The 26912-nt window shown below is 59.6% G+C and carries 29 protein-coding genes and 2 pseudogenes; 21 read left to right on the top strand and 10 right to left on the bottom strand.

Translation table 11 applies throughout. The features are described from left to right. The first annotated feature begins 123 nt into the window (after positions 1-123). Both LDZ21_RS26745 and LDZ21_RS26740 read left to right on the top strand, forming a co-directional pair. A complete protein-coding gene (locus LDZ21_RS26745; protein WP_244797612.1) occupies positions 124-498 on the top strand; it encodes a cytochrome b562 in 375 nt (124 codons plus the stop codon). Positions 499-532: 34 nt separating this feature from the next. Beyond that, entirely contained in the window at positions 533-1096 is a 564-nt protein-coding gene (locus tag LDZ21_RS26740; RefSeq protein WP_244797611.1) for a cytochrome b, read from the top strand. A gap of 435 nt (positions 1097-1531) precedes the next feature. Here LDZ21_RS26740 and LDZ21_RS26735 read toward each other — a convergent pair whose 3' ends face one another. After that, positions 1532-3202 (bottom strand): bifunctional protein tyrosine phosphatase family protein/NAD(P)/FAD-dependent oxidoreductase, encoded by a 1671-nt coding sequence (locus tag LDZ21_RS26735; protein WP_244797610.1) that lies wholly within the window; start codon positions 3200-3202, stop codon positions 1532-1534. An 83-nt stretch (positions 3203-3285) separates the two neighbouring features. Beyond that, positions 3286-4146, bottom strand: coding sequence for an MBL fold metallo-hydrolase (locus LDZ21_RS26730; RefSeq protein ID WP_244797609.1), 861 nt, complete (start codon positions 4144-4146; stop codon positions 3286-3288). 83 nt (positions 4147-4229) lie between these two features. Between LDZ21_RS26730 and LDZ21_RS26725 the strand changes: the two genes are divergently transcribed. The 6 genes and pseudogenes from LDZ21_RS26725 (at position 4230) to LDZ21_RS26700 (ending at position 8607) form a co-directional block, all read left to right on the top strand. Then, positions 4230-4547: an ArsR/SmtB family transcription factor gene (locus LDZ21_RS26725; protein WP_244797608.1), complete on the top strand. Its 318-nt coding sequence runs from the start codon at positions 4230-4232 to the stop codon at positions 4545-4547. Between the two features lie 14 nt (positions 4548-4561). Next, the gene (locus LDZ21_RS26720) at positions 4562-4996 is read left to right on the top strand and encodes a YeeE/YedE family protein (RefSeq protein WP_244797607.1); all 435 of its coding nucleotides are present in this window, start codon (positions 4562-4564) and stop codon (positions 4994-4996) included. A gap of 1 nt (position 4997) precedes the next feature. After that, the gene (locus LDZ21_RS26715) at positions 4998-5453 is read left to right on the top strand and encodes a YeeE/YedE family protein (RefSeq protein WP_244797606.1); all 456 of its coding nucleotides are present in this window, start codon (positions 4998-5000) and stop codon (positions 5451-5453) included. 54 nt (positions 5454-5507) lie between these two features. Continuing rightward, positions 5508-6326 (top strand): sulfite exporter TauE/SafE family protein, encoded by an 819-nt coding sequence (locus LDZ21_RS26710; protein ID WP_244797605.1) that lies wholly within the window; start codon positions 5508-5510, stop codon positions 6324-6326. Between the two features lie 12 nt (positions 6327-6338). Then, positions 6339-7154, top strand: a pseudogene (locus LDZ21_RS26705) (sulfurtransferase); the annotation flags it as partial. A 220-nt stretch (positions 7155-7374) separates the two neighbouring features. Beyond that, positions 7375-8607: a molybdopterin-dependent oxidoreductase gene (locus LDZ21_RS26700; RefSeq protein ID WP_244797604.1), complete on the top strand. Its 1233-nt coding sequence runs from the start codon at positions 7375-7377 to the stop codon at positions 8605-8607. A gap of 810 nt (positions 8608-9417) precedes the next feature. Here the strand turns inward: LDZ21_RS26700 and LDZ21_RS31355 are convergent. Next, positions 9418-9837: a hypothetical protein gene (locus tag LDZ21_RS31355; protein WP_342346307.1), complete on the bottom strand. Its 420-nt coding sequence runs from the start codon at positions 9835-9837 to the stop codon at positions 9418-9420. Positions 9838-9904: 67 nt separating this feature from the next. Between LDZ21_RS31355 and LDZ21_RS26690 the strand changes: the two genes are divergently transcribed. From LDZ21_RS26690 to LDZ21_RS26680, 3 genes are read left to right on the top strand one after another with little or no spacing between them, the layout of a single operon-like run. Next, positions 9905-10330, top strand: a complete 426-nt coding sequence (locus LDZ21_RS26690) for a hypothetical protein (RefSeq protein WP_342346306.1) — start codon at positions 9905-9907, stop codon at positions 10328-10330. Continuing rightward, positions 10302-10670, top strand: coding sequence for a universal stress protein (locus LDZ21_RS26685; protein ID WP_244797602.1), 369 nt, complete (start codon positions 10302-10304; stop codon positions 10668-10670). Before LDZ21_RS26690 ends, LDZ21_RS26685 begins: the two co-directional genes overlap by 29 nt. Before the next feature lie 57 nt (positions 10671-10727). After that, complete coding sequence (locus LDZ21_RS26680; RefSeq protein ID WP_244797601.1) at positions 10728-11606, top strand: ADP-polyphosphate phosphotransferase; 879 nt, start codon at positions 10728-10730, stop codon at positions 11604-11606. A gap of 593 nt (positions 11607-12199) precedes the next feature. On the opposite strand, the pseudogene LDZ21_RS26670 reads toward LDZ21_RS26680, so the two are convergent. Beyond that, a pseudogene (locus LDZ21_RS26670) lies at positions 12200-12526 on the bottom strand (transporter substrate-binding domain-containing protein); the annotation flags it as partial. A 200-nt stretch (positions 12527-12726) separates the two neighbouring features. Between LDZ21_RS26670 and LDZ21_RS26665 the strand changes: the two are divergent. Further along, complete coding sequence (locus LDZ21_RS26665) at positions 12727-13680, top strand: cation diffusion facilitator family transporter (protein ID WP_244797599.1); 954 nt, start codon at positions 12727-12729, stop codon at positions 13678-13680. A 129-nt stretch (positions 13681-13809) separates the two neighbouring features. Here the strand turns inward: LDZ21_RS26665 and LDZ21_RS26660 are convergent, their stop codons facing one another. Further along, on the bottom strand, positions 13810-14307 hold the full coding sequence (locus LDZ21_RS26660; RefSeq protein WP_244797598.1) for a hypothetical protein: 498 nt from the start codon (positions 14305-14307) through the stop codon (positions 13810-13812). A gap of 370 nt (positions 14308-14677) precedes the next feature. Here LDZ21_RS26660 and LDZ21_RS26655 point away from each other — a divergent pair, with 370 nt between their 5' ends. The 7 genes from LDZ21_RS26655 to LDZ21_RS26625 all read left to right on the top strand — a co-directional run bounded on the left by LDZ21_RS26655 (position 14678) and on the right by LDZ21_RS26625 (position 19944). Further along, positions 14678-15037: a DUF1924 domain-containing protein gene (locus LDZ21_RS26655; RefSeq protein WP_244797691.1), complete on the top strand. Its 360-nt coding sequence runs from the start codon at positions 14678-14680 to the stop codon at positions 15035-15037. 46 nt (positions 15038-15083) lie between these two features. Further along, positions 15084-15572, top strand: coding sequence for a diheme cytochrome c (locus LDZ21_RS26650; protein ID WP_244797597.1), 489 nt, complete (start codon positions 15084-15086; stop codon positions 15570-15572). Beyond that, on the top strand, positions 15544-16272 hold the full coding sequence (locus LDZ21_RS26645; protein ID WP_244797596.1) for a cytochrome b/b6 domain-containing protein: 729 nt from the start codon (positions 15544-15546) through the stop codon (positions 16270-16272). The genes LDZ21_RS26650 and LDZ21_RS26645 overlap by 29 nt, the downstream gene beginning before the upstream one ends. Before the next feature lie 24 nt (positions 16273-16296). Next, entirely contained in the window at positions 16297-16968 is a 672-nt protein-coding gene (locus tag LDZ21_RS26640; protein ID WP_244797595.1) for a winged helix-turn-helix domain-containing protein, read from the top strand. Next, the gene (locus tag LDZ21_RS26635; RefSeq protein WP_244797690.1) at positions 16968-18317 is read left to right on the top strand and encodes an ATP-binding protein; all 1350 of its coding nucleotides are present in this window, start codon (positions 16968-16970) and stop codon (positions 18315-18317) included. Before LDZ21_RS26640 ends, LDZ21_RS26635 begins: the two co-directional genes overlap by 1 nt. A 102-nt stretch (positions 18318-18419) precedes the next feature. Continuing rightward, entirely contained in the window at positions 18420-18899 is a 480-nt protein-coding gene (locus LDZ21_RS26630) for a hypothetical protein (RefSeq protein ID WP_244797594.1), read from the top strand. Positions 18900-18993: 94 nt separating this feature from the next. Continuing rightward, positions 18994-19944 carry a universal stress protein gene (locus LDZ21_RS26625; protein WP_244797593.1) on the top strand — a complete coding sequence of 317 codons (951 nt, stop codon included), beginning with the start codon at positions 18994-18996 and terminating at the stop codon, positions 19942-19944. Between the two features lie 181 nt (positions 19945-20125). Here LDZ21_RS26625 and LDZ21_RS26620 read toward each other — a convergent pair whose 3' ends face one another. Further along, positions 20126-22417: a heavy metal translocating P-type ATPase gene (locus LDZ21_RS26620; protein WP_244797689.1), complete on the bottom strand. Its 2292-nt coding sequence runs from the start codon at positions 22415-22417 to the stop codon at positions 20126-20128. A gap of 360 nt (positions 22418-22777) precedes the next feature. Beyond that, positions 22778-23239, bottom strand: a complete 462-nt coding sequence (locus LDZ21_RS26615) for a carboxypeptidase regulatory-like domain-containing protein (RefSeq protein WP_244797592.1) — start codon at positions 23237-23239, stop codon at positions 22778-22780. Positions 23240-23472: 233 nt separating this feature from the next. Here LDZ21_RS26615 and LDZ21_RS26610 point away from each other — a divergent pair, with 233 nt between their 5' ends. After that, positions 23473-23916: a CreA family protein gene (locus LDZ21_RS26610; protein ID WP_244797591.1), complete on the top strand. Its 444-nt coding sequence runs from the start codon at positions 23473-23475 to the stop codon at positions 23914-23916. 454 nt (positions 23917-24370) lie between these two features. Continuing rightward, positions 24371-24817: a hypothetical protein gene (locus tag LDZ21_RS26605; RefSeq protein WP_244797590.1), complete on the top strand. Its 447-nt coding sequence runs from the start codon at positions 24371-24373 to the stop codon at positions 24815-24817. A gap of 932 nt (positions 24818-25749) precedes the next feature. On the opposite strand, the gene LDZ21_RS26600 is transcribed toward LDZ21_RS26605, so the two are convergent. From LDZ21_RS26600 to LDZ21_RS26590, 3 genes are all read right to left on the bottom strand, one after another. Continuing rightward, positions 25750-25914 carry a hypothetical protein gene (locus tag LDZ21_RS26600; RefSeq protein ID WP_244797589.1) on the bottom strand — a complete coding sequence of 55 codons (165 nt, stop codon included), beginning with the start codon at positions 25912-25914 and terminating at the stop codon, positions 25750-25752. 225 nt (positions 25915-26139) lie between these two features. Beyond that, positions 26140-26454, bottom strand: a complete 315-nt coding sequence (locus LDZ21_RS26595; protein WP_244797588.1) for a DUF7673 family protein — start codon at positions 26452-26454, stop codon at positions 26140-26142. Between the two features lie 128 nt (positions 26455-26582). Then, entirely contained in the window at positions 26583-26861 is a 279-nt protein-coding gene (locus tag LDZ21_RS26590; RefSeq protein ID WP_244797587.1) for a CppA family protein, read from the bottom strand. Between the last annotated feature and the right edge of the window lie 51 nt (positions 26862-26912).

The following is a 26912-nucleotide window of genomic DNA, read 5'->3' as shown; positions in this document are numbered from 1 at the left end:
AACGATAACCGCTTAAACGGGCGTGTATCAAGCCCGTGCGCCGCCATGGCGGTTCGTTAAGATTCCGTTAACCTGACCTGCTTATTCTCGCGGGCATTCACCGTCCTTACAGGATCAATGCCCATGGCTAAGCTGCCGTTCCCCCCACATTTCCGCACGTTGCTGTGCGTCTCGCTGCTTGTGGCCGCGCCGTTGGCCCATGCAGGCGAGATCAAAACACTGATGAAGGACATGAAATTGGCCATGCAGGGCGCGATGTCCAGCACCACGATACCCGAGCTGCGCGGCTACGTGACCAGGCTCGAAAGCGACGCGCAGCGGGCAAGCCATCAGCCTTATCGCAGCGACCCATCCACCTACGATGAGGGCATGCAGGCGCTGCAGCAGGAACTGGCCGAGGTCGACCGTGCAATCCAGGCAGACGACATGGACGCCGCCAAGCGCGCATTGCGCCGGATTAACGGTACGAGGAAGCATTATCACGACCTGCTGGGCTGACAAACCTGAAACGCGTTTGCACAGGAATCCCTACATGAAACACACGTCCCGCTACCCCTTCTCGATCAGCTTGCTGCACTGGCTGGTGACGGTCGCGCTGCTTGGCAATCTGATCATCGGCTGGATGCTCGACGACAACGAGGATCTGCTAACACTCCACAAGTCGATCGGCATCGTCATCCTCTTTCTGGTCTCGGTTCGCGTCGCGAACCGGTTGCGGATGCGGCGACGGCTGCCGCCGTCGACCAACCGGCCCGGTACGCCCGCTTACCTCGCCGAGAAGGCCGTTCATCACCTCCTCTACGTGTTGATGCTCGCTATTCCGCTGCTCGGTTGGCTGAAGACCAATGCTGCAGGACACGTGGCAAGTTGCTTCGGACTCTTCTCGCTGCCAACGCTGGTATCGAAAAGCCGCGATCTGTCGCACTGGTTGGGGGAGTTGCATGCGCTGACGGCCTACGGGCTGGCTGCACTCGTCGGGTTGCACGTGTTGGGGGCGCTGGCGCACCGGGTACTCAAGTCGGAAAACATTCTTCCCCGGATCCTGCCTTTGCCCAGGCGTGTCGAGCAGAAGATGCCAACAAGTGATCGAGGTTGAGTCGTCCGCGCGGTAATCAGATCAAATGCGACTGGACAAGCCGCTGGCACGCTCTGCATTCAGAAAATAGCAACGACTGCTCGCTGCCTTTTTCGAAGGTCATTTTCGCTCTTGGCATGGTACGAGTACCCGCGGTCACGAGCAGCGGTCTTCGACGAACTCCTCTGATAATTCAAAGCACGAGGAAAGCAAATTCAGTTAAACGGAGTAAGGGCAACGCTGACGACGATTTTGATAGTGCGCAACCAGCTTTCGACCGTCGGCTCACCTTAGAGACCCGATAGAGCTTGTTTTCGTCAAAAATCTCGGTCAGGCTGACCACGGCACCTTCCTTGATTGTTCACACAGCTACTTGCGGCAGTGGGCCAGGCCCGATTCGGCATTGACCGCGATGCTGCCGCGATTCTTCCCATCGGACGGTTTCTTTCCGTCGCGCTATCGATCATCAAGTGCGGGTCGCGCCAGCCACTCGCGCCCCTTGAGCATGCCGTCCCAGTAGAGCGACGGCAGGATCCGCTCCTTGAGAAACCAGGCAAGACGCGACGGCCGTGTGCCGTCGAGCAGCCACGCGGGAAAACTGGGCGCGACCTTGCCGCCATAAAGAAACTCGGCCAGTACCACCTTACCCCGCTCGACCGTGAGCGGGCACGAACCGTAGCCATCGTAGGTCGCCAATCCGCTGGCGCGACCAAGACTCGCCAGCACGTTATGGGCAACGACGGGTGCCTGTTTGCGCGCAGCTGCCGCCGTCTTGGCGTTCGTTGTGCTGGTGGCATCGCCCAGCGCATAGATGTGCTCGTACCGCTTGTGGCGCAATGTGCCAGCGTCAACATCTATCCAGCCAGCAATGTCGGCAAGCGGACTCGCGCGAACAAAATCCGGGGCCGTCTGTGGCGGCACCACATGAATCATGTCAAAGTCGGTTTCGACTGTTTCCCTGCGGCTGTCAGGCAACGCGCGTTCGAATACAGCGCGCCGGCGAGGACCATCGATACTCTTCAATGTATGGCCAAAACGCAGGTCAACGCCGTACGCTTCCACATACTTCATCAGCGCCGGTACGTAGTCAGGCACGCCGAACAGCGCCGCGCCCGCGTTGAAGAACTGCACCTGCGTATTGTGCAAGGTACCGTTTCTGCGCCACGTATCGCACGAGAGATACATGGCCTTCTGCGGGGCGCCGGCACATTTGATTGGCATCGGCGGCTGCGTAAACAGTGCCTTGCCACCGCGGAGCGTCTTGACAAGTTCCGCCGTATACGGCGCGAGGTCGAAACGGTAGTTCGACGTCACGCCGTTTTGCCCCATCGTCTCGACGAGGCCCTCGACACCGTGCCAGTCAACCTTGATGCCCGGGCAAACGACGAGCCGCTGATAGCGTATGCTCCGGCACCCCTCAAGCACCACCACGTGACTGTCCGGTTCGAATGCCACCACCGCGGCTTTGAGCCAACGCACGCCGCGAGGCACACGCGACGCCATCGTGCGCGCGGTGTCCCCCGCTTCGAATACTCCCGCTCCCACGAGCGTCCAGCCGGGCTGATAATAGTGCACGTCGGAGGGATCGAGAATCGCGATATCCAGTGAAGGATCGCGGGCGCGCAGGCTGGAGGCCACGGCAATACCGGCTGCACCGCCACCGACAATCACTACAGTATGTTCTGCCTCGACAACGCCTGGCGGTACTTTTCCGGCATTGGCAATACGCCGCACCACTGCCTCGAGTTCGTAGCCCGCCTTCGCCGCCGTTCGCTCAATTTCCGCCACGCTCAGCGTGTTCGCTTGTGACAACGCCCACAACGTCGCGGACCGCGTACCCGTGCGGCAATAAGCCAGCACCGGCTTGGGTAGTTCCGCGAGAAGCGCTGCGAAGGCGGCCACCTGTCTATCTGAGGCTTGGCCTGCGGGCACCGGCTGATGAACTGCCTTCAGTCCGGCGGTCTTTGCCGCCTGCGCAATTACATCGAAGTTAGGCTGGTCCGGAGCTTCCGCATCCGGCCGATGACAAACGATTGATCTGAATCCTAGCGTATGTAGCGTCGAGACGTCAGCGACGGAAATCTGCGGGGAGACCGAAACATCTGGAGTGAGGGAATGTACATCCATGGCCTGCTTCCTGAAACAGTTGAACTGTGGACATCACACCGGGATGCGCCCTCACCTGCCGGACGCGCACGATCTGTGGTACGTCAGACAGCATTCAGAGGGATCTTGAGGTACCGCAATCCGTTCGCCTCAGGTGGTGGAAACTCGCCCGCGCGAACATTGACCTGCACCGCGGGCAGGATCAGCGTCGGCATCGCGAGGGTCGCATCGCGTGCCTGGCGCATGGCAACGAACTCCTCTTCGCTTACACCGTCGTGCACGTGGATGTTGCGTTCCCGCTGTGCGCGGACCGTCGTTTCCCATGCCGGTTCGCGTCCCTCGGGCGGGTAGTCATGGCACATGAATAGCCGCATGTCGGCCGGCAGGGCCAGCAGCTTGCGGATCGAGCGATACAGCTCATACGCATCACCGCCTGGAAAGTCGCACCGCGCGGTGCCGACGTCGGGCATGAAAAGCGTGTCCCCGACAAACATAGCGTCCCCGATCTGGTACGCCATGTCGGCCGGCGTGTGCCCTGGCACATGCATCGCCCTGCCCGTCAGCTCTCCAATGGCAAACGTCTCGCCGTCCTCGAAAAGGTGGTCGAACTGCGAGCCGTCCAGACGGAACGCCGGCTCGAGGTTGAAGAGCGTCTTGAACACCCCCTGCACACGCCGGATGTGCTGGCCGATCGCGACCCGACCACCCAGTTCCCGCTTGAGATACGCGGCAGCAGAAAGATGGTCGGCATGGGCATGTGTCTCCAGAATCCATTCGACACGCAACGCACGCTCACGTACGAAAGCGATCACCTTGTCGGCACTGGCTGTCGATGTCCGTCCAGCCTTGGGATCGTAGTCCAGCACCGGGTCGATGATGGCGCACCCGGCATGGCCCTCGGCAAACACCACGTAAGTCACGGTCCAGGTGGCTGGGTCAAAGAAAGGATGAATGGTCGGCCGCATGGCTATCTCCGGGAATGAAATCATTCTATTCACATACAATCTATTTTGCAATATACTATGTTGACATAGATTGAACATCGCCCATGAAAAAACCTCGTTTGACCATCGATCTCGCCACGATGCAGGCCGGCGCCGCGAATGCGTGCGCCCTGCTGAAGGTGCTCGCCAATCCTGACCGCCTGCTGCTGATGTGCCAGCTTTCCCAAGGCGAGATGTCGGTCGGTGAGCTCGAGGAGCAACTTGGGATCCGTCAGCCCACGCTGTCGCAGCAACTGGGCGTATTACGGGAAAACGACCTCGTCGCCACTCGCAGGGAAGGCAAGAACATCTTCTATTCGGTGGCGAGTCCGCAGGCGCTCGCCGTGATGGCCGTACTTTATGAACAGTTCTGCCCGAAGTAGTAAGGAGGCTCATCATGCTGGTCGATCTTGAACATTTCACACCGGGCCTCTCGTTGACAGGCGGGCTCGTGATCGGTGCCGCGGCTGCTGTGCTGATATTGGTCAACGGACGCGTCGCCGGCATCAGCGGCATCTTCGGCGGCCTGCTGGGCTGGCCGCGCGATGACATCAACTGGCGTCTCGCGTTTCTGGCTGGGCTCGTGGGCGCGCCGGTCATCGCAGGACTGCTGGGCAAGCCTGCGCAGGCAGAGATCGAGGCGAGCTGGGTCACGATCCTTGCGGCCGGGCTTCTTGTCGGTATGGGCACCCGCTATGCCAGCGGCTGCACCAGTGGCCACGGCGTATGTGGTCTCTCCCGAGGGTCCGTGCGCTCGCTCGTCGCTACCGCAACCTTCATGGCCGCGGGATTTCTGACTGTTTTCGTACAACGTCACCTGATCGGAGGCTGATATGGCAGCCCTCAAGACAACGCTCATCGCGCCGGTTACGGCATTGCTGGCCGGCCTTCTCTTCGGCGTTGGCCTGATGGTGTCAGGTATGGCGAACCCGGCCAAGGTGCTGGGTTTTCTCGATCTCGCAGGCCGATGGGATCCATCACTCGCCTTCGTGATGGCTGGCGCCATCGCGGTCGGCTCACTTGCATTTTTCGCAGCCAGACGCCGTGACAGGTCATACCTTGGGTTGCCAATGCAACTTCCCGTCAGCACGGCCATTACGCCGAGACTCGTGCTGGGTAGCGCCACCTTCGGTATCGGCTGGGGGCTGGCCGGTTTCTGCCCGGGTCCCGCGCTCGTTGCGCTGGGCGCGGGCTACCCCAAAGCCGTCGGTTTCGTGGCGGCAATGGTCGCCGGCATGGCCGTTTTTGAACTGATCGAGCGGACGAAAGCCACGACGCAACGCGCGTGAGTGCGGCCTGCGCCGACTGCCAAGGCTCGCAGTTGAATAAACAGAGGTTGTCAGATGGAACACGTGATTGCCAGCAGCGCCGCACTCGGTCTTGTCGTCGGCCTCATCCTCGCGCTCACGGGGGCAGGCGGTGCCATCCTTGCAGTGCCCTTGCTGCTGTTTGTGCTGCATCTGGACATCACCGAGGCCGCGCCCATCGCCCTGTTGGCCGTAGGCATCTCCGCCGCGTTTGGTGCATTGATGGGGCTGCAGGCCCGCATCGTGCGGTACCGCGCCGCAGCGCTGATGGCCGTGACAGGCACGGTGTTCTCTCCCGTCGGCCTGTGGCTTGCCCATCGACTGCCGAACGGACCTCTCACGCTCGTTTTTGCCGGCGTGCTGGCGTACGTCGCGCTCCGGATGTTCCGACAGGCTGCCGTCGTCACGCCTCCTGAAGTTCGCAGCGGTTTTGCTTTACAACCCTGTCAGCTCGATAGCGGCACAGGCCGTTTCGTGTGGACCGCGGCCTGCACACGCGCACTTGCCCTTGCGGGTATCGGCGCGGGCTTTTTGTCAGGCCTGCTTGGCGTGGGTGGAGGGTTCGTCATTGTCCCTGCGCTGAGGAAAGCGACCAATGCGCCGGTACCGGCAATCATGGCGACATCGCTCGCGGTCATCACACTTGTGTCCGCTTCCGGCGTCATCTCGACGGCGATCTCAGGCCACATGAACTGGCCAGTGGGCGTGCCCTTTGCTGCAGGCGCCCTGGGCGGCATGCTGGCCGGGCGGCTCGTTGCCAGCCGGTTGAGCGCCAACAGGCTGCAACAGGGCTTCGCGGTCGTCGCCGGTCTCATTGCCGTCGGCATGGTCGCCAAGGTCGCCATGTCCGTTTGAGTTCTCCGATCAGAAGCGCGAGATGCGGCAAGCTACGCCGAAGCACACCTGCCCGGCGCCGTGAACATCCACGAGATCTTTACGTATCTCGCGACATCGACACGCGAGGGGTTGACCGCCTTGCGCGAGACCTTCACGAGGGCATTCGGCGACCCGGGCCTGTCTGGAGACGAAACCGCTGTCATTTACGAACAGTCCATGGCAACAGGTTTCGGCCAGTCATGTCGCGGCTATGGGCTGTTGCGCTATCTCTGCTATCCAAAGGACAAGATCAAGGTCCTGCACGGCGGCTTTGCCGCCTGGCGCGCGGCAGGCTTGCCAGCCACAACCGAAGTACCTGCCAGGCATTCCGGGACGTTTCCATTCGATCCGGCAGGCAGCGGGATACTTGTGGATCTCACTGCGATGAAAGATGCTGTATCGAGGCCAGACGTGGTCAAACTTGACGTCCGTGACGTCGACGAGTGGATTGGAGAAAGTTCCTCACCGTACGGCAAGGACTTCTGCCCGCGCAAGGGGCGTATTCCGGGTTCAGTCTGGATCGAGTGGTACCGGATGATGAAGCCCACACCCACGGGGCAGATGTTCAAGTCACCCATGGAGATTCTTGCAGAATGCGCCACCGTCGGCATCTCCCGGGCCACGCCTGTCATTGTCTTCTGTTTCAAGGGTGCCCGTGCTTCGAATACCTTCCTCGCCTTGGAGGAGGCGGGCATCAAAGACGTCAGGCTGTATTTTGGCTCGTGGAACGAATGGTCGCGTGACCCGCGCCTTCCCATCGAACAGGGTTTGCCGTACAAGGACGATCGCGTCGTCGCCATGGCGTAGGGCCTGATTTTCCGCGAAACCGGCACGCGACTCGGTAGCCGCAAGCTTGCACCGATGCGCCACCCTCGCATTTGCACCGTCGTGCATCGCCGGCCGCCGGGCTACCTTGTCGGCATAGCGCGATTGCGGGTATTCCTGATGGAGCAGGCGCTTCGCGGCGCATATATTGAGTCAGGTCCCGACGCAAGAGCGGGATGTGGACAGAGGATAGGGAGCGGTGATGAACGACCGATGCGATACCAGGCGCCGCCGCGTGCTGCAATCACTCATGGCAGGAAGCGCAGGTTGTCTGGCATTGGGACTGCCGAGGCTCACGCAAGCCGCCAATGCGGTCACCCTTCCCTTCGAAAACGGACTGCGCGAACTGACAACCGCGTTTCCGCAAAAGGGCGAAATGCTGCTCCTCCGCAGCCGCCCGCCTCTCCTGGAGACCCCATTCTCTGTCTTCGACGAAGGCGTGTTCACGCCGAACGATCGCTTTTTCGTCCGCTGGCACCTCGCAAGCATTCCTACACGCATTGATGCCCGGGCGTTCCACGTGAAAGTGCGGGGATCGGTCAACCGTGAACTAGACCTCAGTCTTGACGACCTGTCGAGAAAATTCGAGCGCGTCGAGATCGCTGCCGTGAACCAGTGCGCTGGGAACTCGCGTGGGTTTTTCAGGCCCCGTGTCGCGGGAGGTGAATGGGCCAACGGCGCAATGGGCAACGCGATATGGACAGGGGTGCGTCTCAGGGACATTCTCGACCGCGCCGGCGTAAAGCCAGGCGCCGTGCAGGTACGCTTCAACGGCCTTGACACGGGCGTCATTGCCGACACGCCCGATTTTGTCAAGACGCTCAGCGTGGATCACGCGCGTGATGGCGAAGTCATGGTCGCCTTTGCCATGAACGGCAAGCCCCTTCCGCTTTTGAATGGCTACCCGCTTCGCCTCGTCGTACCCGGATGGTACTCCACGTACTGGATGAAGATGCTCGCGGATATCGAGGTCATTGACACCCCGGATACCAACTTCTGGATGGCCAAGGCCTACCAGATACCGGATACACCTCACGCAGACGTATCGCCAGGACAGGCGAACGTAAAGACGATTCCGATCGGCGCGATGGTACCGAGGTCATTCTTCACGAACCTCGGTGATGGCGCCGTGCTCGACCTGAGCCGGACGCAGATAGTGCGCGGGATCGCGTTTGGGGGCGATGCCGGTGTGCGCGAGGTCCTTTTTTCGCACGATAACGGGACGACGTGGACGCCTGCGCGACTCGGTCGTGACTTCGGCAAGTACAGCTTCCGCCGATGGGAATCGCAGTTCTCACCCCGACAAGGCGGCCAGTACGTACTGAAGGTGAAGGCGACCAACACAGAAGGCATTGCCCAGCCGGACACGCCAAACTGGAACCCCGGCGGCTACATGCGTAATGCAGTCGAACAGCTTGATGTGTTTGCTGCTTGAGGAGATGGTATGAAGGCTCAGATGGCCGTTCTCTCCATGGCGACTTTCACTTGCCTCGCCGTGTCAGAGACAACGGGGGCCGCCCCGCCCCCGACTGCCCCTGATCGGCAAACGGTCGAAGTGTCGCTGCCTACCGGTCGGACTACGTTTCCGCCCGCCCCGGGCTCTGAACTGGCCAACGCCCACTGCGTAATTTGCCACTCTCCCGGAATGGTATTGCGACAACCGCCCTTGTCGTTCGGAGAGTGGAAGGCTGAGGTCGACAAGATGCGGGTGGTCTATGCAGCGCCGCTTCCTGCCGACAAGATCGAGGAGATAGCGCGGTACCTGTCAGCGATCAACGGGAAGCCGTAGCTGACTTCACACACCGTCGCCGCCGTATCAAGCCCACGGGCGCCTGGGTTTATAGTCCTATCACGCCGCCGAACACTCCGCTTGCGCCACCTGATGACACGCACGCAAAGGCGGTCGGGAGCCGTCCGCCTGCCCCGCAGGCTTCGTCGACAAACAGTCCGGAGAACGTGCCCAACACCCCGCAGCGTGCGACGGAACCCGTCCCTGCCACCGTTAATGATAAGGGGCTCACCGCCGGTATGAGAGTGCAACTCTCATGGAACCGCTCGTCTTCGTGATAAACGCCTTCCGGTTGACGATGATCAATCCACGAGAAGGTCTATTCGAGGAGAGTTCCTGAAGCGGACGCTCAAGGCTCAGAGGTGCCCGTTACGCGCACGTTCAAAAGGTGGCCGTACTGAACGACGGGTATTGGAATGCTCGCTGCGGTGGACTCGAGTGCGCACCGGCGGTCGGTCAAGAAATCGCGGCGGCCAGTGGCAAGACGCCGACGTCTATGCTGAGGTTTATCCGGAAGACAAATTCCGGCTGTCCAGGACGTTTCAGGATCGCGGGCACGTGGTCGCCATGTGCGGAGACGGGCTCAACGATGCGCCCGCGCTTCGTCAGGCGCAGGCAGGAATCGCAGTGGCGACAGCGACCGATGTCGCGAGAGCGGCCGCTGCGGTTGTCCTCGCGAAGCCTGGTTTTAATTGAATCGTCACGACGATTATCGAAGCGCGATGCGCGTTTGAGCGACTTACAACCTATGTACTGAATGCACTCGCCAAAAAATTCCATCTGGTGCTGTTCCTCGCCGCCGGGCGTTGTGATGACCGGCCACGCTATCCTGACGCCACTGCTCATGGCATTGCTGCTCGTGACGGGGGACTTCATTACTATGGCCTTGACAGTCGACCGAGTGACGCCCTCGTCATCTCCAGCGGCATGGGATACGCGATACGTGACACCGCTCGCAACGCTATATGACGTCTGCCAGCTGACGTTGGGTACTGGTGTGATCGCTGCAGCGCTTTATGGTCTCCATTTCACCTTGGACTCGCTGCGTACCCTCGCCTTCGTCACACTGGTATTCGGCAGCCAAGCGATCGTCTATGTGGCGCGCGAGCGGTATGGCGTTTTGCATTCACGTCCGGGTGCATGGCTCGTCGCGTCCTCTCTAATCGACATCGCACTTACGATTGGCTTGGCCACCAGCGGTGTAATGATGGCGCCGCTGCGGCCGTTGGCCATTTCGGCGTTGCTTGTTGCTACGCTCTTTTTTGCTGGTGTGCTGGAGACGGCCAAAGCCGCCATCCTTGCCTTGCTTCGGAGGAAGGGTCACACGCCCTTGAACGCCTATGTTCAGACGCATCCCGGTTGGAATTGACGGCAGTCAGATCGCTGTTTCGGCACTCGCCGAGGCGATCCGTCTTGCTGCGATGGACGGGGCTGCCATTCACGCGGTCAGCGTGGTCGAAAGCGCGCCGGACATCGTTTGGCCCGGCCCCGGGTTCAATGACCCTGCAGCGCACAACCGAACGCCATGGGGCGCAGATCTGATGGTGCTTGGCACACATGGCCGCAGTGGTGTCGAGCGCATCCTGCTCGGCAGTACCGCCGAATCATTTTTGCGCAGCGCCGACATTCCGGTGCTCATTGTGCCGCTGCGGAACCATGCAGAAAGCTCAAGAGAGATTGGTGCGGTCGTCTCACCGCCAGCGGTCTGAGCCGGCCGGTACGCGGATTGCTTAAGTATTCAATCGGTCCCGGTCGGGAGGATAGGCATGAAGATCGACTCAGATGCATTTCGCATCCACGAAGGTGCGGCAGTTGACCTGGCCAAATGGCCATCGCGTGTGGCACCCGCATACGGATCGAAAGAGCACTATCACGCCATGCTGGCGGACCACATCAAACAGTTGCGCGCATTGCAAAGCGTCCTGTATGCCGATAACCGCTACGCGGTACTGTTCATACTTCAGGCAATGGATGCGGCAGGAAAAGACGGGGTGATCAAGCACGTCATGTCGGGCGTCAACCCGCAGGGTTGCAAGGTTTTCAGTTTCAAACATCCGAGCGCGACTGAGCTTCAACATGATTTTCTTTGGCGTACTACGCGCGACCTCCCTGAGCGTGGACAAATCGGGATTTTCAACAGGTCATACTACGAAGAGGTCTTGATCCTGCGTGTCCATCCGGAGATACTTCGCGCAGAGGGTTTATCTGGCTCTCCAGGCGCGGAGGCGGCCCTCTGGCAGGGCCGTTATCGCTCCATCAATGATCTTGAGAGTCATCTTCATCGCAACGACACGCGGATCGTCAAGTTCTTTCTGCACCTTTCAAGGGAAGAGCAGAGAAAGCGCTTCCTCGCGCGTATCGACGAACCCGACAAGAACTGGAAATTCAGTACCGCCGATGTCGAAGAACGCAAGTTCTGGTCGGAGTATATGAAAGCCTATGAGCAGTGTCTCAGTGCGACCAGCACAAAAAACGCCCCGTGGTATGTCGTGCCTGCCGATGACAAGGAAAACGCTCGGCTAATAGTTTCCCAGATCATTCTCAACATGCTGGAGAAATTGAATCTTCGGTATCCCGAAGCCACGACTCAGCGCCGCAATGAATTGGCCCAGATTCGTGCGGGGCTCGACCGGGAGCAGTCATAGGTAGCGCCAAGAAGTCGCGCTCAGGCGAAAGTCGGAAGACACGTTTATGTTCTTCCTCTTCGCGAACGCCATTTGGAGCCTATGAGGCGCCCAATGATGAAAGCTGAGTGACATTATGGGACTAAATCTGCCCACCTAGATCGGTGCTTGAAAAGCAACTCTTTGATTCGGCATTTCTGAAATCAGTTCGCAACGCGGCGCGTAGTCCGGGTGACGTTTCGGCAAACGCATTCTGCGTATCTTAATGTCGCCTTCAGGTTTAAATGACGCATAACGCGTACACTTCGGCCCTGTTGAAGGACTATCCACGCCCCCTATGCAAAGGACTTACCCCTACAATTGCTTCGAAGTAACTGTATCCCTCGAACCCGTATGGTTATCCTCCCGCCGCGCCGTTCCATCGCCACTGGATGGCTATGTCGCGATCGTATCGATCGGAGTAAAGGGCTTGCCTGCTGCGCTGTTGTCTCCTATTCGCCTGATGAATGACAATCAGAAACCGTTTGGAACAGAAGCGGCAGCACTCATGGCAGGGTTTAGCGCGGGGCAACGAGTGATCGACGACACGCTCATGTCCGGGTGATCGCCTCTACTCATTGTGTGGGGCGGTCGCTGCGTTCAGTCAGGTTCTCCTTCAACTCGACGCTCATCGGCATCTTGAGATTCACGCCGCGCGGTGGGATCGGCGATTCGAACCACTTTGCGTAGAGACGCGCGAATTCGCCGCTCTTCATCAGCCTTGCGAGCGTACCATCGACGAGCTGCTTGAACGTCGGATCATCTTTTCGGACCATGCACGCATACGGTTCAATCTGCGCCGTCTTACCGACGACCTACCACGTATGCGGATCGCTCGCGTTCGCACGCAGCCCTTAGAGCAGAACGTCGTCGACTGCCAGCGCTGTTGCCCTGTCGCCGGCGCCGTTGCCTTGGAACGGGGTTTCGCCATTGACGCAACTGAAGCGTCGAGCAAAATTGAAGGCTGTACCTTTGAACCTTGCTGGCGGCGTCCTGCCGTTTCTTCCCCGGTGCCAGAGCGGGGGCGCTACAACTGCTGCCCCTTGACCGCTGTCACCCAGCGAGAGATGGCCAGCATTCACCGCACCGGAAGGCCTACTTTATGAAATCCGAAGCACTCTTCGACGACTCTGAGAATCCGGAACACTCCCCCGCCGAGCGATCCGCTGTTGCTGCCCGCAGCACGTGGGTGAGCGTCGGCGTCAACCTGTGCCTTACGCTTGCCCAGGTTATCGCCGGCATCTTTTCCGGATCTCAAGGCCTGATCGCCGATGGCGTTCACTCACTGTCCGATCTCGTCGCCGACTTCGTGGTGCTCTTCGCCAGCCATCATAGCGGGAAGGGCGCTGACGAAAAGCACCCATACGGCCACCAGCGTTTCGAGACTGGCGCGTCGTTGGCGCTGGGCGCCCTGCTTTCCGCAGTGGGCATCGGCATGCTCTGGTCCGCGGTTCGCAAGCTCGAAGATCCCGCAACCGTACAGCGCGTTCACATTGCCGCACTCTGGGTTGCCATTGGCGCATTGATTGCGAAAGAACTCTTGTTCCGTTACATGCTGGCGGCGGCGACGCGTGCGAAGTCAAGCATGCTCGTCGCCAACGCATGGCACGCCAGGTCGGACGCTGCCTCCTCACTCGTTGTGGGAGTTGGCATCGTCGGAAATCTGGCTGGTTACCCGATACTGGATCCGATCGCGGCACTGATCGTCGGATTGCTTGTCGTTAAGATGGGATGGCACTTCGGCTGGGATGCCCTGCATGATCTGATGGACCGTTCGGCCGACGAGCATGAGGTAATCGCCGTCCGCCAGACGCTGCTCGCCACGCCCGGCGTAATCGGCGTGCATGATCTTCGGACGCGAAAAATGGGCGATATGATTGTGGTCGACGTGCACATCGAGGTCGACGCTGCGATCTCGGTTGAGGCGGGACACGAAATTGCGGTCGCTGCGCGCCAGCATGTGCTGGCCCGCCATCGCGTGCTGAATGTCATGACCCATGTGGATCCGCGCAAGTTGAACGGGGTTGACGGCGCCGCTATACAACAGGGTGTGTGACAACCCAAACTACGCCCGGTGCGCTCTTCAAACAGCAAACCTTTTGATTTGCGGAGTCCGGGAACAACCGCGCTTATCGGCGGCAGTTACCAGTCCTGCAGGTAATCCGACCACCGGCCGTCGTGCACTTCACTGCGGCGAGGCGGGAGGCTGCGTTGAATACTGCTGTTGCCACATCATGTTGTTCATCATTTCCTGTTGCATCTGCAGGTATTGGTCGGTCATATACTGACGCTGCCGCAGTTGCTCGGGACTGAGTCTGGAGTAGTACCCTCCCATATGGCCCCAGCCGCCGCTCATCATCCCCTGCCCCATCATTCCGTGCCCCATCGTGCCGGAGCCCCACATCCCGTGCATGGTGGTCATCGCACTTTGCATTGTCGCCCAGTGTTGCTGCAGAAGCTTCTGGCGTTCCTTCGGATCCTGCGCCTGTCGGATCTGGTTCATCTGCGCCTGCATCGTCTTCATCTGCTCCTGGAATTGAGCCAGATTCTTGTCGAATGCCGCCGTATCCGTGCTCTGGGCCTTTGACGTGCTTTGTGCGGCAGTTGCGTCCTTTGACGCCGCATGAAGCATCGGCGAACTCAACGCAATGCAGATTGCGACAGGAAACAGAAGCTTTTTCATGGAAGTTTCCGCGGTGGCGGCAAGCGGGATTGAAGCTGTCTTTATTCAACATTACCCGCCGATCGGCGCCGCCCCTTGACGCGCATCAAAGGATTGACGCGCTGCGAGCACGGTCTGCACCTCCCGCAAAAAGGTGAGAGGAGGCGTGATTTCCGCCGTTATGCGCGTGCCGCTAACGGACTTCGGAAAGCCGAAGTCGGAGCCGATGCGCTGTTACAGCAATCGCATCGTGAGCAAACGGCGAGATTGAAGCGTTAAGACTCCGGTAAGGAAGTTCGCCCAGGATGATCAGCATCTACCGGAGATTCTCGTGAGCAAATCGCCTCTCTTGCCGCAGGGTTTGTACGGGGCACTTCTGCTGGTCCTTGCCATGACTTCAATGTCGACAGCCAACGCTGCCACGCCATCGGATCTTCTCGTCTCTTACCGTAACCAGTCGGGCAATGCGGAAGCGGACCCGTCGCGTGGGCAACAGTTCTTCAATGCGTCACATGGCCATGAGTGGCGTTGCGCTTCGTGCCACGGCGCAGTGCCCACACAGGCTGGCAGGCATGCTGTAACAGGTAAATCGATTGGACCTCTGGCCCCTGCGTTCAACCCGGAGCGCTTTACGGACGCCTCCAAGACCGAGAAATGGTTCCGTCGCAATTGCAACGACGTCGTCGGACGTGAGTGCAGCGCAGCCGAGAAGGCGGATCTGCTTGCGTGGCTTTTGACGCTGAAGCCGTAGGCGCCTTTCTCCACTATCGAAGGTTCTTTCCGCCGGAGCGCTTCCCATGCTTTTTCACCTTGTGCCCCGCCCTGTTCATGTTTGTGCCGTCGCGCTTGTGGCTGCCCTGACGGCCTCGATCGCCGCCGCCGAATCTGAAGTGACGCCTGGTCAGGTCAATGTGCTGCCCAGGTATCGGCAAGAGTGCGCAACCTGCCATATTGCCTATCCGCCGGGCATGCTGCCTGCCGCGTCATGGCAGCGCATTCTCGACAACCTGCAGCACCATTTCGGCAACGATGCGTCACTCGACGCAGACTCGGTCAGGCAGATCTCAACGTGGCTCGCCGCAAATTCGGCAGGAGACGCGGCCGCGCACGCTCTCCTGCCCGAAGATCGCATCACCCGCGCGAACTGGTTCCGGCAGGAGCATGCAGAAGTGCCCGCCGCTGTGTGGAAACGTCCCATGATCAAGAGTGCGTCAAATTGCGCGGCGTGCCATACCCGCGCCGAACAAGGAAACTTCAATGAACACTTCATCCGCATACCGCAATAGCAGCAGCGCAGGCGATACGAAGCAACGTCGCATTCTGGTCTGGGATGCGCCCGTACGGCTTTTCCACTGGCTGTTCGCGGCCTGCTTTGCCGGTGCATGGCTGACCGCGGAAAGCGAGCATTGGCGGCTCGTCCATGTCGCGCTAGGCTACACGGCAGGTGGTCTCGTGATCTTTCGACTTGCATGGGGGCTGGTCGGAACGAAATACGCCCGTTTTTCCAGCTTCGTTTGCGGCCCGGCCTCCGTGTGGAGGTATCTCCTGGGGATATTGCGTGGCCACCCGCAACGCCATGTCGGACACAACCCGGCCGGCGCCGTCGTCATCGTCGCCATGCTAGCTTTGGCATGCGCATTGACCATGACGGGCTGGGCGACCTATAACGATGTCGGAGGAAACTGGCCAGGTGAAGTGCACGAGGCTTTGGCCAGCATCATGCTTGCGCTGGTTGGCGTACATGTGGCCGGCGTCGTCGTGAGCAGCTGGCTTCATCGGGAAAACCTGGTCGGCGCGATGCTGAGCGGACATAAGTCCGGGCACCCCGACGCAGGCATCAAGCGCGTGTGGCGAAGCGTCGCGGCGATTGTGCTCGCCAGTGTGCTTGCGTTCTGGTGGTGGCAGTGGCAAGTCGCACCTGCGCCAATAGCGCCCGGTAGCAACGCAGCGACTTCACACCAGACCGACCGCGATGATGCCGATTGATGCCCCTCAAAGGTCAAGGACATAATGCGTATCCTGCTCGTCGAAGACGATCTGTTGCTTGGCGATGGAATTCGCGCGGGCCTTCGGCAAGCGGGGTTTCAGGTCGACTGGGTTCGCGACGGTCAGGCTGCCGAAACGGAACTGCGTACCCGGTCCTACGCGGCGGCCGTGCTCGATCTCGGACTTCCGCTCAAGGATGGTATCGACGTCCTGTCGTCGGTACGTCACGCGGGCGTGACCATGCCCGTACTGGTGCTGACCGCACGCGACACGGTTCCCGATCGCGTCCGTGGACTCGACATCGGCGCCGACGACTACGTCGTCAAGCCCATCGACCTTCTGGAGCTTGCCGCCCGCCTGCGAGCGCTCGTGCGCCGCGCGCACGGCCAGCCGCAGGAAAAGCTGGAAGTGCAGGACGTCACACTTGAACCGGCAGCGAGGCTTGTCTACCGCAATGGAGAAACCGTGTCCGTTTCCACCCGAGAGTTTGACCTCCTGTACGTGCTGATGCTGAATGCGGGCCGTGTGATGTCGCGCGAACAGCTGGAACAGGCCATGTACGGCTGGGGTCAGGAAGTAGAGAGCAACGCAGTTGAAGTGCACATCCATCGCCTGCGGTCCAAACTCGGCAGCGATCTGATCAGGACAGTTCGTGGGGTCGGGTACGTACTGATGCGAGAGGGTTGCGCTACGTGATGCTCCTGCCGCGCTCATTGCAGGGGCGTCTGCTGGTCCTGGTGATCGGGAGCGTGATCGGCATATGGATGGTTACCGCGGTGTTCATCTGGCGTGACGCCCGCAGCGAGCTCGACGAACTGCTCGATAGCCACCTTGCTCAGGCAGCGGCGTTGCTGATTGTCCAGCAGACGCAATCGATTGACGATGATGATGAGATCGATACACGCGTACCGCATCCGTATGCGCCTAAGGTTGCCTTCCAGATCTTTCATGAGGGACAGGCAATCGTGCGTTCGGCCAATGCACCGGCTGAGCCCATGATTCCCTCCGGTGGTGAGTTCGGGCAGGGTTTCGCCACCGTGCAGATTGATGGTAATGCGTGGCGTGTGTTTTCCGTGCGCGGGACGGATGAAGATACACGCATCTATGTCGGAGAGCGTATCGATTCGCGCACCGCGATACTGCTAGCGGTATTGCGCGGTACGTTATGGCCTATGGCCGCCGCCCTGCCCCTTCTTGGACTTGCCACCTGGTGGGCCGTGCGGCAAGGGGTGACGCCGCTCAAGAAACTGGGCCGAAGCATTGCCCAGCGTGGCCCGGATGATCTTGCTCCCGTCGTGATGCCCCAACCCCCTGCCGAGCTGTCCCCGGTGCTCGACGCGCTCAATCAGCTCTTCGAGCGTATCCAGACGGTATGGGAAGCAGAACGCCGGTTCACTGCGGACGCCGCACATGAATTGCGCACGCCTATTGCGGCGATTCGGACGCAGGCTCAAGTTGCGCTGGCCGAAACGGATGACGCCCTTCGTCAGCACGCGTTACGCGCCACTCTCGAAGGGTGTGATCGCGCGACGCGTCTCGTGAGCCAGCTGCTGGTGCTTTCAAGACTCGAGTCCGGGGCAACCCTCGCACTCACGAAGGTGGACCTGAGTGCGCTTGCACAGCGCGTCGTCGCAGAACTGGCGCCAACGGCGATCGCGAAGCAGCTGTCACTGGAATTCGAAGGCGAAAGACCCTGCCACGTCGCAGGCGACGAAATGTTGCTCGCGGCCCTGGTGCGCAACCTCGTGGACAATGCCATCCGTTACAGCCCGTCTGGCGCATCCGTGTTGATCAGAACGACGACAGATGGCGCCACCGCATCCCTGTCGGTTGGAGACAGCGGCCCAGGACTCGCCGATGCGGATCGCTCGCGGTTGGGCGAGCGCTTCTTCAGGGTTCCGGGTACCAACGAAAGCGGAAGTGGTCTTGGCTGGTCGATCGTCCAGCGAATTGTCGACCTTCACGCGGCAACCGTCGACGTGCGTCGCTCGAAGTCCCTCGGGGGTCTCGAAGTCGAGGTAAAGTGGCATGCTGGCAATGCTTGATCTGAATCAAGGCGCCATACCCACAAGGCCTGACCATACCATTGAGGAGTCTTGGATCAAAGGTATCCATAGTCTGCACGATCAAACAGGTGGGAGGTGCACATGCGAATCAGGCTACAGCTGATCAGCGCGATTTTTACGACGTTTCTTCTTGGCGTATGCGCTGTCGCTTACGCAGACGATCTCTCGCACAGTGTCACTGCACACGGTCTCACTGTTCACTACGGCGTGATTCCATCCAGCAAGCTGGGAGAATCCGGATCGAACGCAGCAAGCAACATCACCGCTCCGAGTCCCAACCAGTACCATCTGACCGTCGCAATCTTTGAGGCGGCCACGGGCAGACGCTTGAGCGACGCCACCGTACTTGCCAGCGTCAAAGGCCCCCGCGCCCACGATACACACTTTCACACGAAGCCTGTGGAGAAGCGTCTGGATGCCGTCAAGGTGGGCGGCGCCGTCACTTATGACAACGACTTCCAGATGCCGTGGAGTGGCATTTATCACGTTGATCTGACTGTTACGCAGAAGGATCAGCCGAAGCCGACAAAGATCCGGTTCAACTACGACCATCGCTTCTGAAGTTGGTATGTCTCCCGGCTATGCCGGCTTGAGCGAGCCGCGGCAAAAGCGTCCGGCTTGACGGATGGCGGTCGATAACCTTACTGGGTAAACCATGAATTCGAACGGACCCGACGACATCAATCCTGCATTGCCACGCCGAGTACTCATCGCCGTTGATTCATCGAAAGCATCGCGGAACGCGCTCGCGTACGCGAGTCACCTCCTGCCGCACGGTGGCGAAGTCCGGCTCGTGAGCGTGGCCGAGAATCCGCATACACTCTTTCCGAGCGGTCGGCATGTCAGCCACACGCTCGATTCAGTGCGCGAAGAACTGCTGAAGGATGCGGCCGCGGCGCTCGAACAGGCCCAAGCTGTACTGGCGTCATGTGACGTACGCATCGAGACGGAAGTGGTTGACCTCTCGAAGCGCGGCGGGGTCGTTGTTCAAGCGTTGGTGAATGCAGCCAATGCATGGCAAGCCGAACTGATGGTCGTAGGCGCGCGCCACCACCATGGGCTGACGCGCTGGGTTGAGGGGACCGTCTCCGAGGCGTTGTCAAAGCTTCTGCACTGCCCGCTGCTTGTAGTACCCGAAGGCTATAACGTCGAGAACGAACACTTGCCGGAGCGCATCCTGTTCGCGGTCGACGGAAGTCCACATGCGGCAACCGCGCTGCGCTTTGGTGTGCGGTTTGCGGCACCCGACGCTTCTTTGCGAGCCATCTATGTGATCGATCGCGCGGTACGGCTGAGCGACTTCGTTCCCATCGACGCACTGGAGGACGCTTTCTTCGATGAAGGCAGGCATGCACTCGCGGCCGCGGAGCCGGTTCTTTCGCATGTGTCGATACGGTCGAGTACCGCACTTGTCAAGACGCGGCGTACCAGCGACGATGTGGCCCATACCATCGTTCGCGAAGCCAGCAACTGTCACGCGCAACTGATTGTGATGGGCACGCATGGCAGGCGTGGTATATCACGTTGGCTGTTTGGTAGCGTTGCGGGGCGAGTCGCGCATCTTGCGCAATCCCCACTACTGCTCGTCGGCACACAGGACGCCTGAGCCGCAGCGCACATAAACCGATTGCAATTTCAATTATCGTGGGACCAAACCTGCACTGCCGCGACAGTGCCGTTGAACTCAGACGGAATTCCTATATTCGCGGTCAGGATGCCGGGTAATCGACCCTGATGTATTTCGCTGCCCGCATCGATACCAGCGCACACATACAGGAAATCGGTCTTTACGCTCCTTCCCCGAGCGTATGGAACAGTTCCTCTTCCTGGGCACAATGCAGGCGTACGATCGCATCGAGTCCATACAGCAGGCGCTGGAATTCGCGGATGCAATCGGGATCGGGTCCCGCGGCTGGTACTGTGTCCGTCATCAGCCGAAGTAAGCGGGAGATCCGGAAGATTTCTCGGTGCATAGCACTCATCGCCGCCATCGGGTCTTCTCCGCCGAGAAGGGCTGCAAGGCCCGGATAGACTTCCAGGTCGTCGTGCTGTTCATGCGGAACGAGCTTGTGTGCCAGCAAATCGTTCATGCTGGCCAGGGCGCCCGCCACAGATGGTCCCGGCAAACCGGGCAGTTTGTCCGCGAGTTCCCTGATCTGCTCGATTACTGGGCCGAGTTCAACATGCTCGGTCTTCAGGCGATCTTCGTCGTCACGGGCAAGGCTGCCCACCATTGCCGTGGAACGAATCCGCAACGCCCGTAGCGCGTTCGCGATGACAGCCACATCAATTAGCTCCTGAAGCAACGCGCCCGGCAGGGGCGGCAGAAACCCGAACGCGGCGACGATCATTGCCGCCACCGACAGTGCAATGCCCGCCATCACGCTCTGGACGGCGATTCGCCGCGTGTGTTTCGCCACCCGAAACCCCTCGACAAGCCGGTCCAGCCGGTCGACCAGCAGCACCACGTCCGCCGCCTCGGAGGACGCCGCCGCGCCTCGTGCGCCCATCGCAACGCCGACGTCCGCAGCTGCAAGCGCGGGCGCGTCGTTGATGCCATCGCCAACCATGACAACGGGCCCTTCACGGCGTGCCGCCTGGATCGCTGCAAGCTTGTCCGCCGGAGACAGCTCGGATCGCACCTCCGTGACGCCCAGCATTGCCCCCACCGTTTCGGCCACATCGCGTCTGTCGCCCGTGAGCATGACAAGCCGTTTGATGCCCTCGTGCCTGAGCAGCCGCAGCGCGCGTGGGGTTTCAAGCCGGATCTGATCAGCCATCTGTAGGGCCCCGACCATGCTGCCGTCCACCCCGACGAACACGGCGGAAGCGCCCTCGTACGTCAGGCGTTGAAGGAAAACTTCGCTCCAGGGTGCTGGCGTCGCGAGCGACGCCACAAAGACATAAGAGCCGATCGCGACGAAATGGCCATCCACTTCGCCCTTTACCCCGGCACCGGGCTGCTCCTCGACCCGGCCAGGTAGTGACAAGACGAGATTGCGCTCGCGTGCAGCCACAGTCACCGCTTCGGATATGACGTGCGCAGACGCTTGGCCAAGAGATGCAGCAAGGCGCAGGACCGTCTCGGGAGAGGTGCCGGTAGCGGCTTCAATTGCGACGAGGCGCGCGTGCCCTCCCGTCAGCGTTCCCGTTTTGTCGAAGAACAGCACGCTCGCTTGCGCGAGCCTTTCCAATGCAGCCCCACCTTTGACGAGCACGCCGCGCTTCGCGCAACGCGACATGCCGGAAACAATGGCCACGGGAACCGCAAGAATCAGCGGGCACGGGGTTGCAACGACAAGCACCGCAAGCGCCCTGGTGATTTCTCCGGAGATCAGCCAGCTACCTGCAGCAAGGGCAAGGGCGGCAAACACGAACCACAGCGCGTAGCGATCGGCAAGACGGCTTGCCGGACTGCGCTCGCGCTGCGCTGACTGCACCATTCGCACGATCCCGGCGAACGTACTGTCTGCCGCGCTCGCCGCAGCGACCATCTCGAACGCCGCACCGACACTTACGACGCCGCTATTGACCGGTTCGCCGGGTGAGCGTTGCTGGATGATGGACTCCCCGGTGAGCGTGGACTCATCCAGTTGAGCGTGGCCGATTAGCGAGCCATCGACAGGAACGAGATCACCGCTTCGGACCAGCAGACGATCGCCGGGATGTACCGCATCCAGTTCGACTCGGCGCCACTCACCGCCCTCAAAGCGGTTGGCGTGACGCGGAGCGCGGCTTAGTAAGGCAGTCATTTCGCGGCGTGCCCGCTCCTGCGCGTACGCTTCGAGCGCCCGTCCGCTCGCCAGCATCAGCGAGATCACGGCGGCGGTGAGAAACTCGCTGAGGCCTAGTGCGAAACCGATGGCAAGAAGCGCGAGCACATTGACGCCCGCTTCATGCCGCCGCAGCGCCTTGACGGTCGACACCAGCAGCGCCAGCAGGACAGGCAAGGTTCCAACGGCCCAAAGTACCTGCGCGAGCGCGACGTGTCCGAGCGCGGCAAGCACGATGCCCGTTACGAGGCTTCCGGCCGAGACGGCCAGCAGGACAAGCTCGACTGAGTGAAACGGACGTGGCATGGCGGAAAGATCACAAGGGGTTCGAGTTTCAAATGAAAAAGCTGGAGCTGATTTGAAATCGCTGCTTTCAGCATAAGGTATGAATGCATCCGTGCGGTACGCGGCCTGCGTCGAACCGATATTTCCGGGAAGATCAGACTGCAGGCTCATCGCGAAACATTGAACGTCGATGTGACGAGCTTGAAACTGATTGCGCGGATAATCGAACCGACCCGCGCACAACACTAACAAGCGGCAGACGGTACAGATCGGTGGCAGGCGTCGTATCAGCAACGCGCAGATGCCATATCCGAGCAACAGACCGATAGGCGCTGATGCCGTAGCGAGCACGAATTGTTCGCCAAGGAGAATACCTGGTGATCAAGGAGCGCGGCATCCAGTACATATCTGCATGACGTCATGCCTGTCCGGATCCTCCCAGGAAAAATGAACGTCGATGCCGCCTCGTGGCGGAACCACGATCTTCCTTGTTTCTGTCACGTGCCTGTCACGCGCAGAGATCTGATACTGGCCAGCGGGCAAATGCACAAAGAGGAATGGGCCTGCCGTCCGCACCGACAGAAGAGATCGTGTTTTCGCCGAGATTTTCACATCGACATCGGACAGGTAATGACCAGACTTGGCCGAGAGCGTGATTCGCACGTTGTATCTGGGTGCGACTGAACGAAAGGCCTTGACTTCATCTTCTCCGATGCCGCCCGTTACATATCGGATACCGTTGTGCTCTGCAGGCACGGGCAGCGGCTGCGCCGACACGTTGGCGCAAACTATTGCGCTAAAGAGAAGCGACGTTGAAAATACTCGAGCAAGAAAGATCAACATGGATACCTCCCGGCCCCGCTTCTCGGGCGCGTGGCAACTGCCACGCATATATACAGAAGAAGCGCTGGCCCAGAGAAAAGAGTGTTCACCACACCAGCATGGTGCCCGGGACCAATAATCGTTTGACGTGCGTCAAGCTCTGATGGATGAGTCGACGTAGTGTGATGCCAGTGGCGCGCGAAAGATGTTCACGACTTTATGTCGGCGTCCAACCGCTGGTGAGGAGATACTTCATGACACGATACCTTGTGCTGCAGCGCAGCCTGGTGATAGCGGTAGCGCTATTCGCGAACCAGGCTGCGCACGGCGAAGAACTCGCCAGAATTTCGACCCATTCGCAACGCTATGGTGGTGAAGTAGAAATATCGGCATATGACGATCCCCTCCTGAAGGGCGTAACCTGCTACCTTTCCAGGAATCACGAAGACAACCGGTCCGGGAACGCCCAAACAAGGTCAATGTCCCAAGCCGACGTCTCCTGTCATCAGGTCGGGAAATTGAGTGTATCGGGGCAAGTGCCAAAACAGGCTATTGTGTTTGACGAGTCGCGAGCCCCGATCTTCAAAGCCCTGCACGTGATCCGCATCCTCGATTCAGAGCGGCTGGTGATGCTTTACCTTATTTACACGGAAAGTGAACTCGCCGGCGATCTGCCCGGTCATGTTGACGTCATCTGACTGCCAGCGCGTGGCAAGCCGACTGCGGAATAGATGCAACGTATCTGCTCGACTCCCGTTAGCCGTCGACTTCAAGCTGCCATTTTTGCCATAGCGACCGCTATCGCTTCAATCCGCATTCTGCCAGATGACGTACTGCATCACCGCAAACGCCGCGATGGCGATCAATGCAATGAATGCAAATCCGATAAGAAGCCACCTGACCATGTCGCCCCCTTGAAGACGCACCGAGACTGAATCCGGTGCATCACAACATGGATGACCCCGGTCGAATTCAAACTATCACTCGCGTCGCGCGAATTATTTGAATTATTGATTCAGATCAAGCCAGGAGGGAGACGCCTGTTTCTGCCCATGCCAGGTCCAAGGGCTCTATATTACGCGTCGCTTGAGCCGGGTCATGTGCCCCTTGCCAGCGAGAAAGTCCGGGTGAATATAGTCACGGAGCAGCGCGTTGAAACTCGAAAGCGATCGCCGCCGGCAAAATCGGCGAACCGGATTCGTATATGCGACCGCTGTGAAGACGTTGTTGGCGATCGCCACGACCTGGCTGAGCGCGGTCGTCAATCATCCAACGGAAAACGCAATTGTGACTAGAATGATGTCATCTGAGTGCGGGAGAGTCGGACGCATAGCGCCGGGCTCCGTGCTTTTCGCATCCCTGACCGACGACGACGCCCGTCATTCGTACTTTTTCTACCGGGCGACAGGACACAACGCCGCCGGCGACACAACTTCCTATACAAGTTTGATTCTCCTAGAACGCGTTGCCGAGTTTTGGAAGCGGATCGGCTACGTGCTTTCTATATGGTTGATCGTCACCGGTGTCACCATCGGTGCCGTCGCCCTTCTTATAACACTCTCTACAAATCATCTGCGTCAGCCTGCTCTCCTCATGTAGTTGGACCACTCATGATGCTCCAATGGGATGCCGTTTTCACTTTCAACGAACGGCTCCATCAGACGACGAGAATCGGATGCGAGGAACAGCACACGCGTTACGATGGTCTTGACACACGTCAATCTGTCAGGACACACGAAACCTATGCTGGGTCCATGGCGACACAAATGCGGTTTCTGGAGGAGTTATGTTGAAAAGCGCAGCAATCGTTGGCCTTTTGATGCTACCCGGAGCCTTCTTCGTCTTGGGACTGGCCTGCATTCATCCAAGCCTTCGCAGGCAGATCGCCAGCCTCAGCGGTCTGTCCGCTCCATTGACCCGGGCGCGGGATAAGTATTCAGGAATCCGTGCAAGGCTCCAGTTGCATCGGACGCACCCCGCCAGGAAGCCTGGGACTTGAAAAGCACAGGTGGCTCCTCGGGTGCACAGTCGTTATTGCGTCGGCGCCTGCCACATCAAGCACATGCCCCGCGAAACATGAAACGCGCAGATACCATAGACCGCCACGGGGCCGAGCCGCCTGTCGCAGCTATCGATGCCAGTTCGAAGTAGCGGTAACGTCGCTGTCACTTCCACGATCTGGAGGTCTGCTGTCGAGACTAAACAGTTAGTCAGCACGTGTTTGATTGCAAAGGTAATTTATACAGGTCCACAAGGCAGACCCCCGCCATGCCTAGATGCCCCTAACCGGAAAATTGCTCAGAAATCAAAGTCACACCTGTCTGGTTGCCCAAGCCGACTCGGCTGTCGGTTTTTGACAATTGCCCTGATTAATTTGACATAATATAAATTATCACCGCTGTTGGTATGTTTGGGGCTGTTGCGTTTTTCGGGCGTCCGGTGACGGTCGATCAAGGCGCACGGCCAGAATTCGCGCAACAGAAACCGACCGTCGAACCACGCAACACCTCATCGGCGTTTGTTACTCAGCGTTACCGGGCCTTCTCGGTGCGCGCTTCCTCTACGTCGCCGGAAGTTTCTCCAATCAGCAGATAGGCGACGGGAGCTTCTGCTGATCCTGGCGAGCGATAAAAAAACGAGGACTCGAAACCCAGCTCGCCTAGATCTTCGCGGAACTGCTTTACTTTTTTCGCCAAGATGGCGCTACGCTCGTCTCTAGATAGCGCGACATGCTGAAACCTCCTCTGGTAGACGCTACCGCGCCGAGAGCCTTCCTGAGATATAGACGAGCATATTATCCGGTAGATCGCGCGCAACACCACGCCATAAGTGCCAAGAATCAACAGCAACGATGTGTAGCGTTTTGGGGCAGGCAGCGTTCGCTAAAACAAGGTGTTTGCGCCCAGATTGTGCGCAAAGGTCTACACGGCCTCGCTATTGTCAACGAGTTCGGGGCGCCATGCGCGTACCACCGATTCGAACTGCGATTCGTATCCCAGGGTGTCTGGGTAACTATTTGCACGCGTAGCAAGCCGAAACACAGTACACACGTCCTCTGTAATGTCCTCGTCGAGACCCCAGCCAGATGTAATGTCATAGCTGCCGCAGTTCGCTGGGTTCCACCATGCCAGCAGGAAATCGGCGACGCGGCGACTCTGGTCGGTGTAGCCGGACGCGATTGCCAAAAGTCGTTCGAGGGCCTCTTTTTCCGCAGGCAGCATTTGTTCGGGGCGCATACGCTCTCCTTCATCGTTTTTGGAGAGTATGGGCGGAAACGAGCACTCGCGGCAACTAGAGGAAAGTTTGCTTGCCCCGACGGAAATGCGGTGGTCCCAGGCAGCCTCAGATCGGCGAGTCGAGTCGATCAATAAGGTGATCGGCCGGGAGCGTTCGTCTTCGCGGCAAGAATTTCCCGGATCGCTGCAAGCGATTTCTCGGCAATCGGACTCGGGTTTGCGTGACGGTGCAAGAGATATGAAGGCGCCGTCAGTCCGAGTTTGCGGCAGACAGCAGAAAGATATGGTTTCGAGCTACCGCCGCAACGCTTTGCAGCAGCGGTAATCGATTCGTCGCTGACCCGTTCCCGCAGCCAGCACATGAGCTTTCGATCTCGCTCGTTTTGCACACGGATAAGGTGCTCCATTCGCGCTATCCTGTACGTAAACACAGTGCTGTAAATATAAACAGTATCGCC

The organism is Caballeronia grimmiae (assembly GCF_022879615.1).
GTDB lineage: Bacteria > Pseudomonadota > Gammaproteobacteria > Burkholderiales > Burkholderiaceae > Caballeronia > Caballeronia grimmiae.
Note: the sequence above shows the minus strand (reverse complement) of the source record. Positions and strands in the feature narration are given on the sequence as shown.

What these genes read in the sequence shown, in the direction of transcription:
- LDZ21_RS26660 (WP_244797598.1), bottom strand. Translation starts at nt 14,307, where the DNA reads ATGAAAAAGCTTCTGTTTCCTGTCGCAATCTGCATTGCGTTGAGTTCG.
- LDZ21_RS26745 (WP_244797612.1), top strand. Translation starts at nt 124, where the DNA reads ATGGCTAAGCTGCCGTTCCCCCCACATTTCCGCACGTTGCTGTGCGTC.
- LDZ21_RS26665 (WP_244797599.1), top strand. Translation starts at nt 12,727, where the DNA reads ATGAAATCCGAAGCACTCTTCGACGACTCTGAGAATCCGGAACACTCC.
- LDZ21_RS26590 (WP_244797587.1), bottom strand. Translation starts at nt 26,861, where the DNA reads ATGGAGCACCTTATCCGTGTGCAAAACGAGCGAGATCGAAAGCTCATG.
- LDZ21_RS26640 (WP_244797595.1), top strand. Translation starts at nt 16,297, where the DNA reads ATGCGTATCCTGCTCGTCGAAGACGATCTGTTGCTTGGCGATGGAATT.
- LDZ21_RS26625 (WP_244797593.1), top strand. Translation starts at nt 18,994, where the DNA reads ATGAATTCGAACGGACCCGACGACATCAATCCTGCATTGCCACGCCGA.
- LDZ21_RS26710 (WP_244797605.1), top strand. Translation starts at nt 5,508, where the DNA reads ATGGAACACGTGATTGCCAGCAGCGCCGCACTCGGTCTTGTCGTCGGC.
- LDZ21_RS26715 (WP_244797606.1), top strand. Translation starts at nt 4,998, where the DNA reads ATGGCAGCCCTCAAGACAACGCTCATCGCGCCGGTTACGGCATTGCTG.
- LDZ21_RS26655 (WP_244797691.1), top strand. Translation starts at nt 14,678, where the DNA reads ATGACTTCAATGTCGACAGCCAACGCTGCCACGCCATCGGATCTTCTC.
- LDZ21_RS26630 (WP_244797594.1), top strand. Translation starts at nt 18,420, where the DNA reads ATGCGAATCAGGCTACAGCTGATCAGCGCGATTTTTACGACGTTTCTT.
- LDZ21_RS26700 (WP_244797604.1), top strand. Translation starts at nt 7,375, where the DNA reads ATGAACGACCGATGCGATACCAGGCGCCGCCGCGTGCTGCAATCACTC.
- LDZ21_RS31355 (WP_342346307.1), bottom strand. Translation starts at nt 9,837, where the DNA reads ATGAAGTCCCCCGTCACGAGCAGCAATGCCATGAGCAGTGGCGTCAGG.
- LDZ21_RS26650 (WP_244797597.1), top strand. Translation starts at nt 15,084, where the DNA reads ATGCTTTTTCACCTTGTGCCCCGCCCTGTTCATGTTTGTGCCGTCGCG.
- LDZ21_RS26645 (WP_244797596.1), top strand. Translation starts at nt 15,544, where the DNA reads ATGAACACTTCATCCGCATACCGCAATAGCAGCAGCGCAGGCGATACG.
- LDZ21_RS26725 (WP_244797608.1), top strand. Translation starts at nt 4,230, where the DNA reads ATGAAAAAACCTCGTTTGACCATCGATCTCGCCACGATGCAGGCCGGC.
- LDZ21_RS26635 (WP_244797690.1), top strand. Translation starts at nt 16,968, where the DNA reads ATGCTCCTGCCGCGCTCATTGCAGGGGCGTCTGCTGGTCCTGGTGATC.
- LDZ21_RS26685 (WP_244797602.1), top strand. Translation starts at nt 10,302, where the DNA reads ATGTTCAGACGCATCCCGGTTGGAATTGACGGCAGTCAGATCGCTGTT.
- LDZ21_RS26610 (WP_244797591.1), top strand. Translation starts at nt 23,473, where the DNA reads ATGACACGATACCTTGTGCTGCAGCGCAGCCTGGTGATAGCGGTAGCG.
- LDZ21_RS26615 (WP_244797592.1), bottom strand. Translation starts at nt 23,239, where the DNA reads ATGTTGATCTTTCTTGCTCGAGTATTTTCAACGTCGCTTCTCTTTAGC.
- LDZ21_RS26720 (WP_244797607.1), top strand. Translation starts at nt 4,562, where the DNA reads ATGCTGGTCGATCTTGAACATTTCACACCGGGCCTCTCGTTGACAGGC.
- LDZ21_RS26740 (WP_244797611.1), top strand. Translation starts at nt 533, where the DNA reads ATGAAACACACGTCCCGCTACCCCTTCTCGATCAGCTTGCTGCACTGG.
- LDZ21_RS26595 (WP_244797588.1), bottom strand. Translation starts at nt 26,454, where the DNA reads ATGCGCCCCGAACAAATGCTGCCTGCGGAAAAAGAGGCCCTCGAACGA.
- LDZ21_RS26620 (WP_244797689.1), bottom strand. Translation starts at nt 22,417, where the DNA reads ATGCCACGTCCGTTTCACTCAGTCGAGCTTGTCCTGCTGGCCGTCTCG.
- LDZ21_RS26730 (WP_244797609.1), bottom strand. Translation starts at nt 4,146, where the DNA reads ATGCGGCCGACCATTCATCCTTTCTTTGACCCAGCCACCTGGACCGTG.
- LDZ21_RS26735 (WP_244797610.1), bottom strand. Translation starts at nt 3,202, where the DNA reads ATGGATGTACATTCCCTCACTCCAGATGTTTCGGTCTCCCCGCAGATT.
- LDZ21_RS26680 (WP_244797601.1), top strand. Translation starts at nt 10,728, where the DNA reads ATGAAGATCGACTCAGATGCATTTCGCATCCACGAAGGTGCGGCAGTT.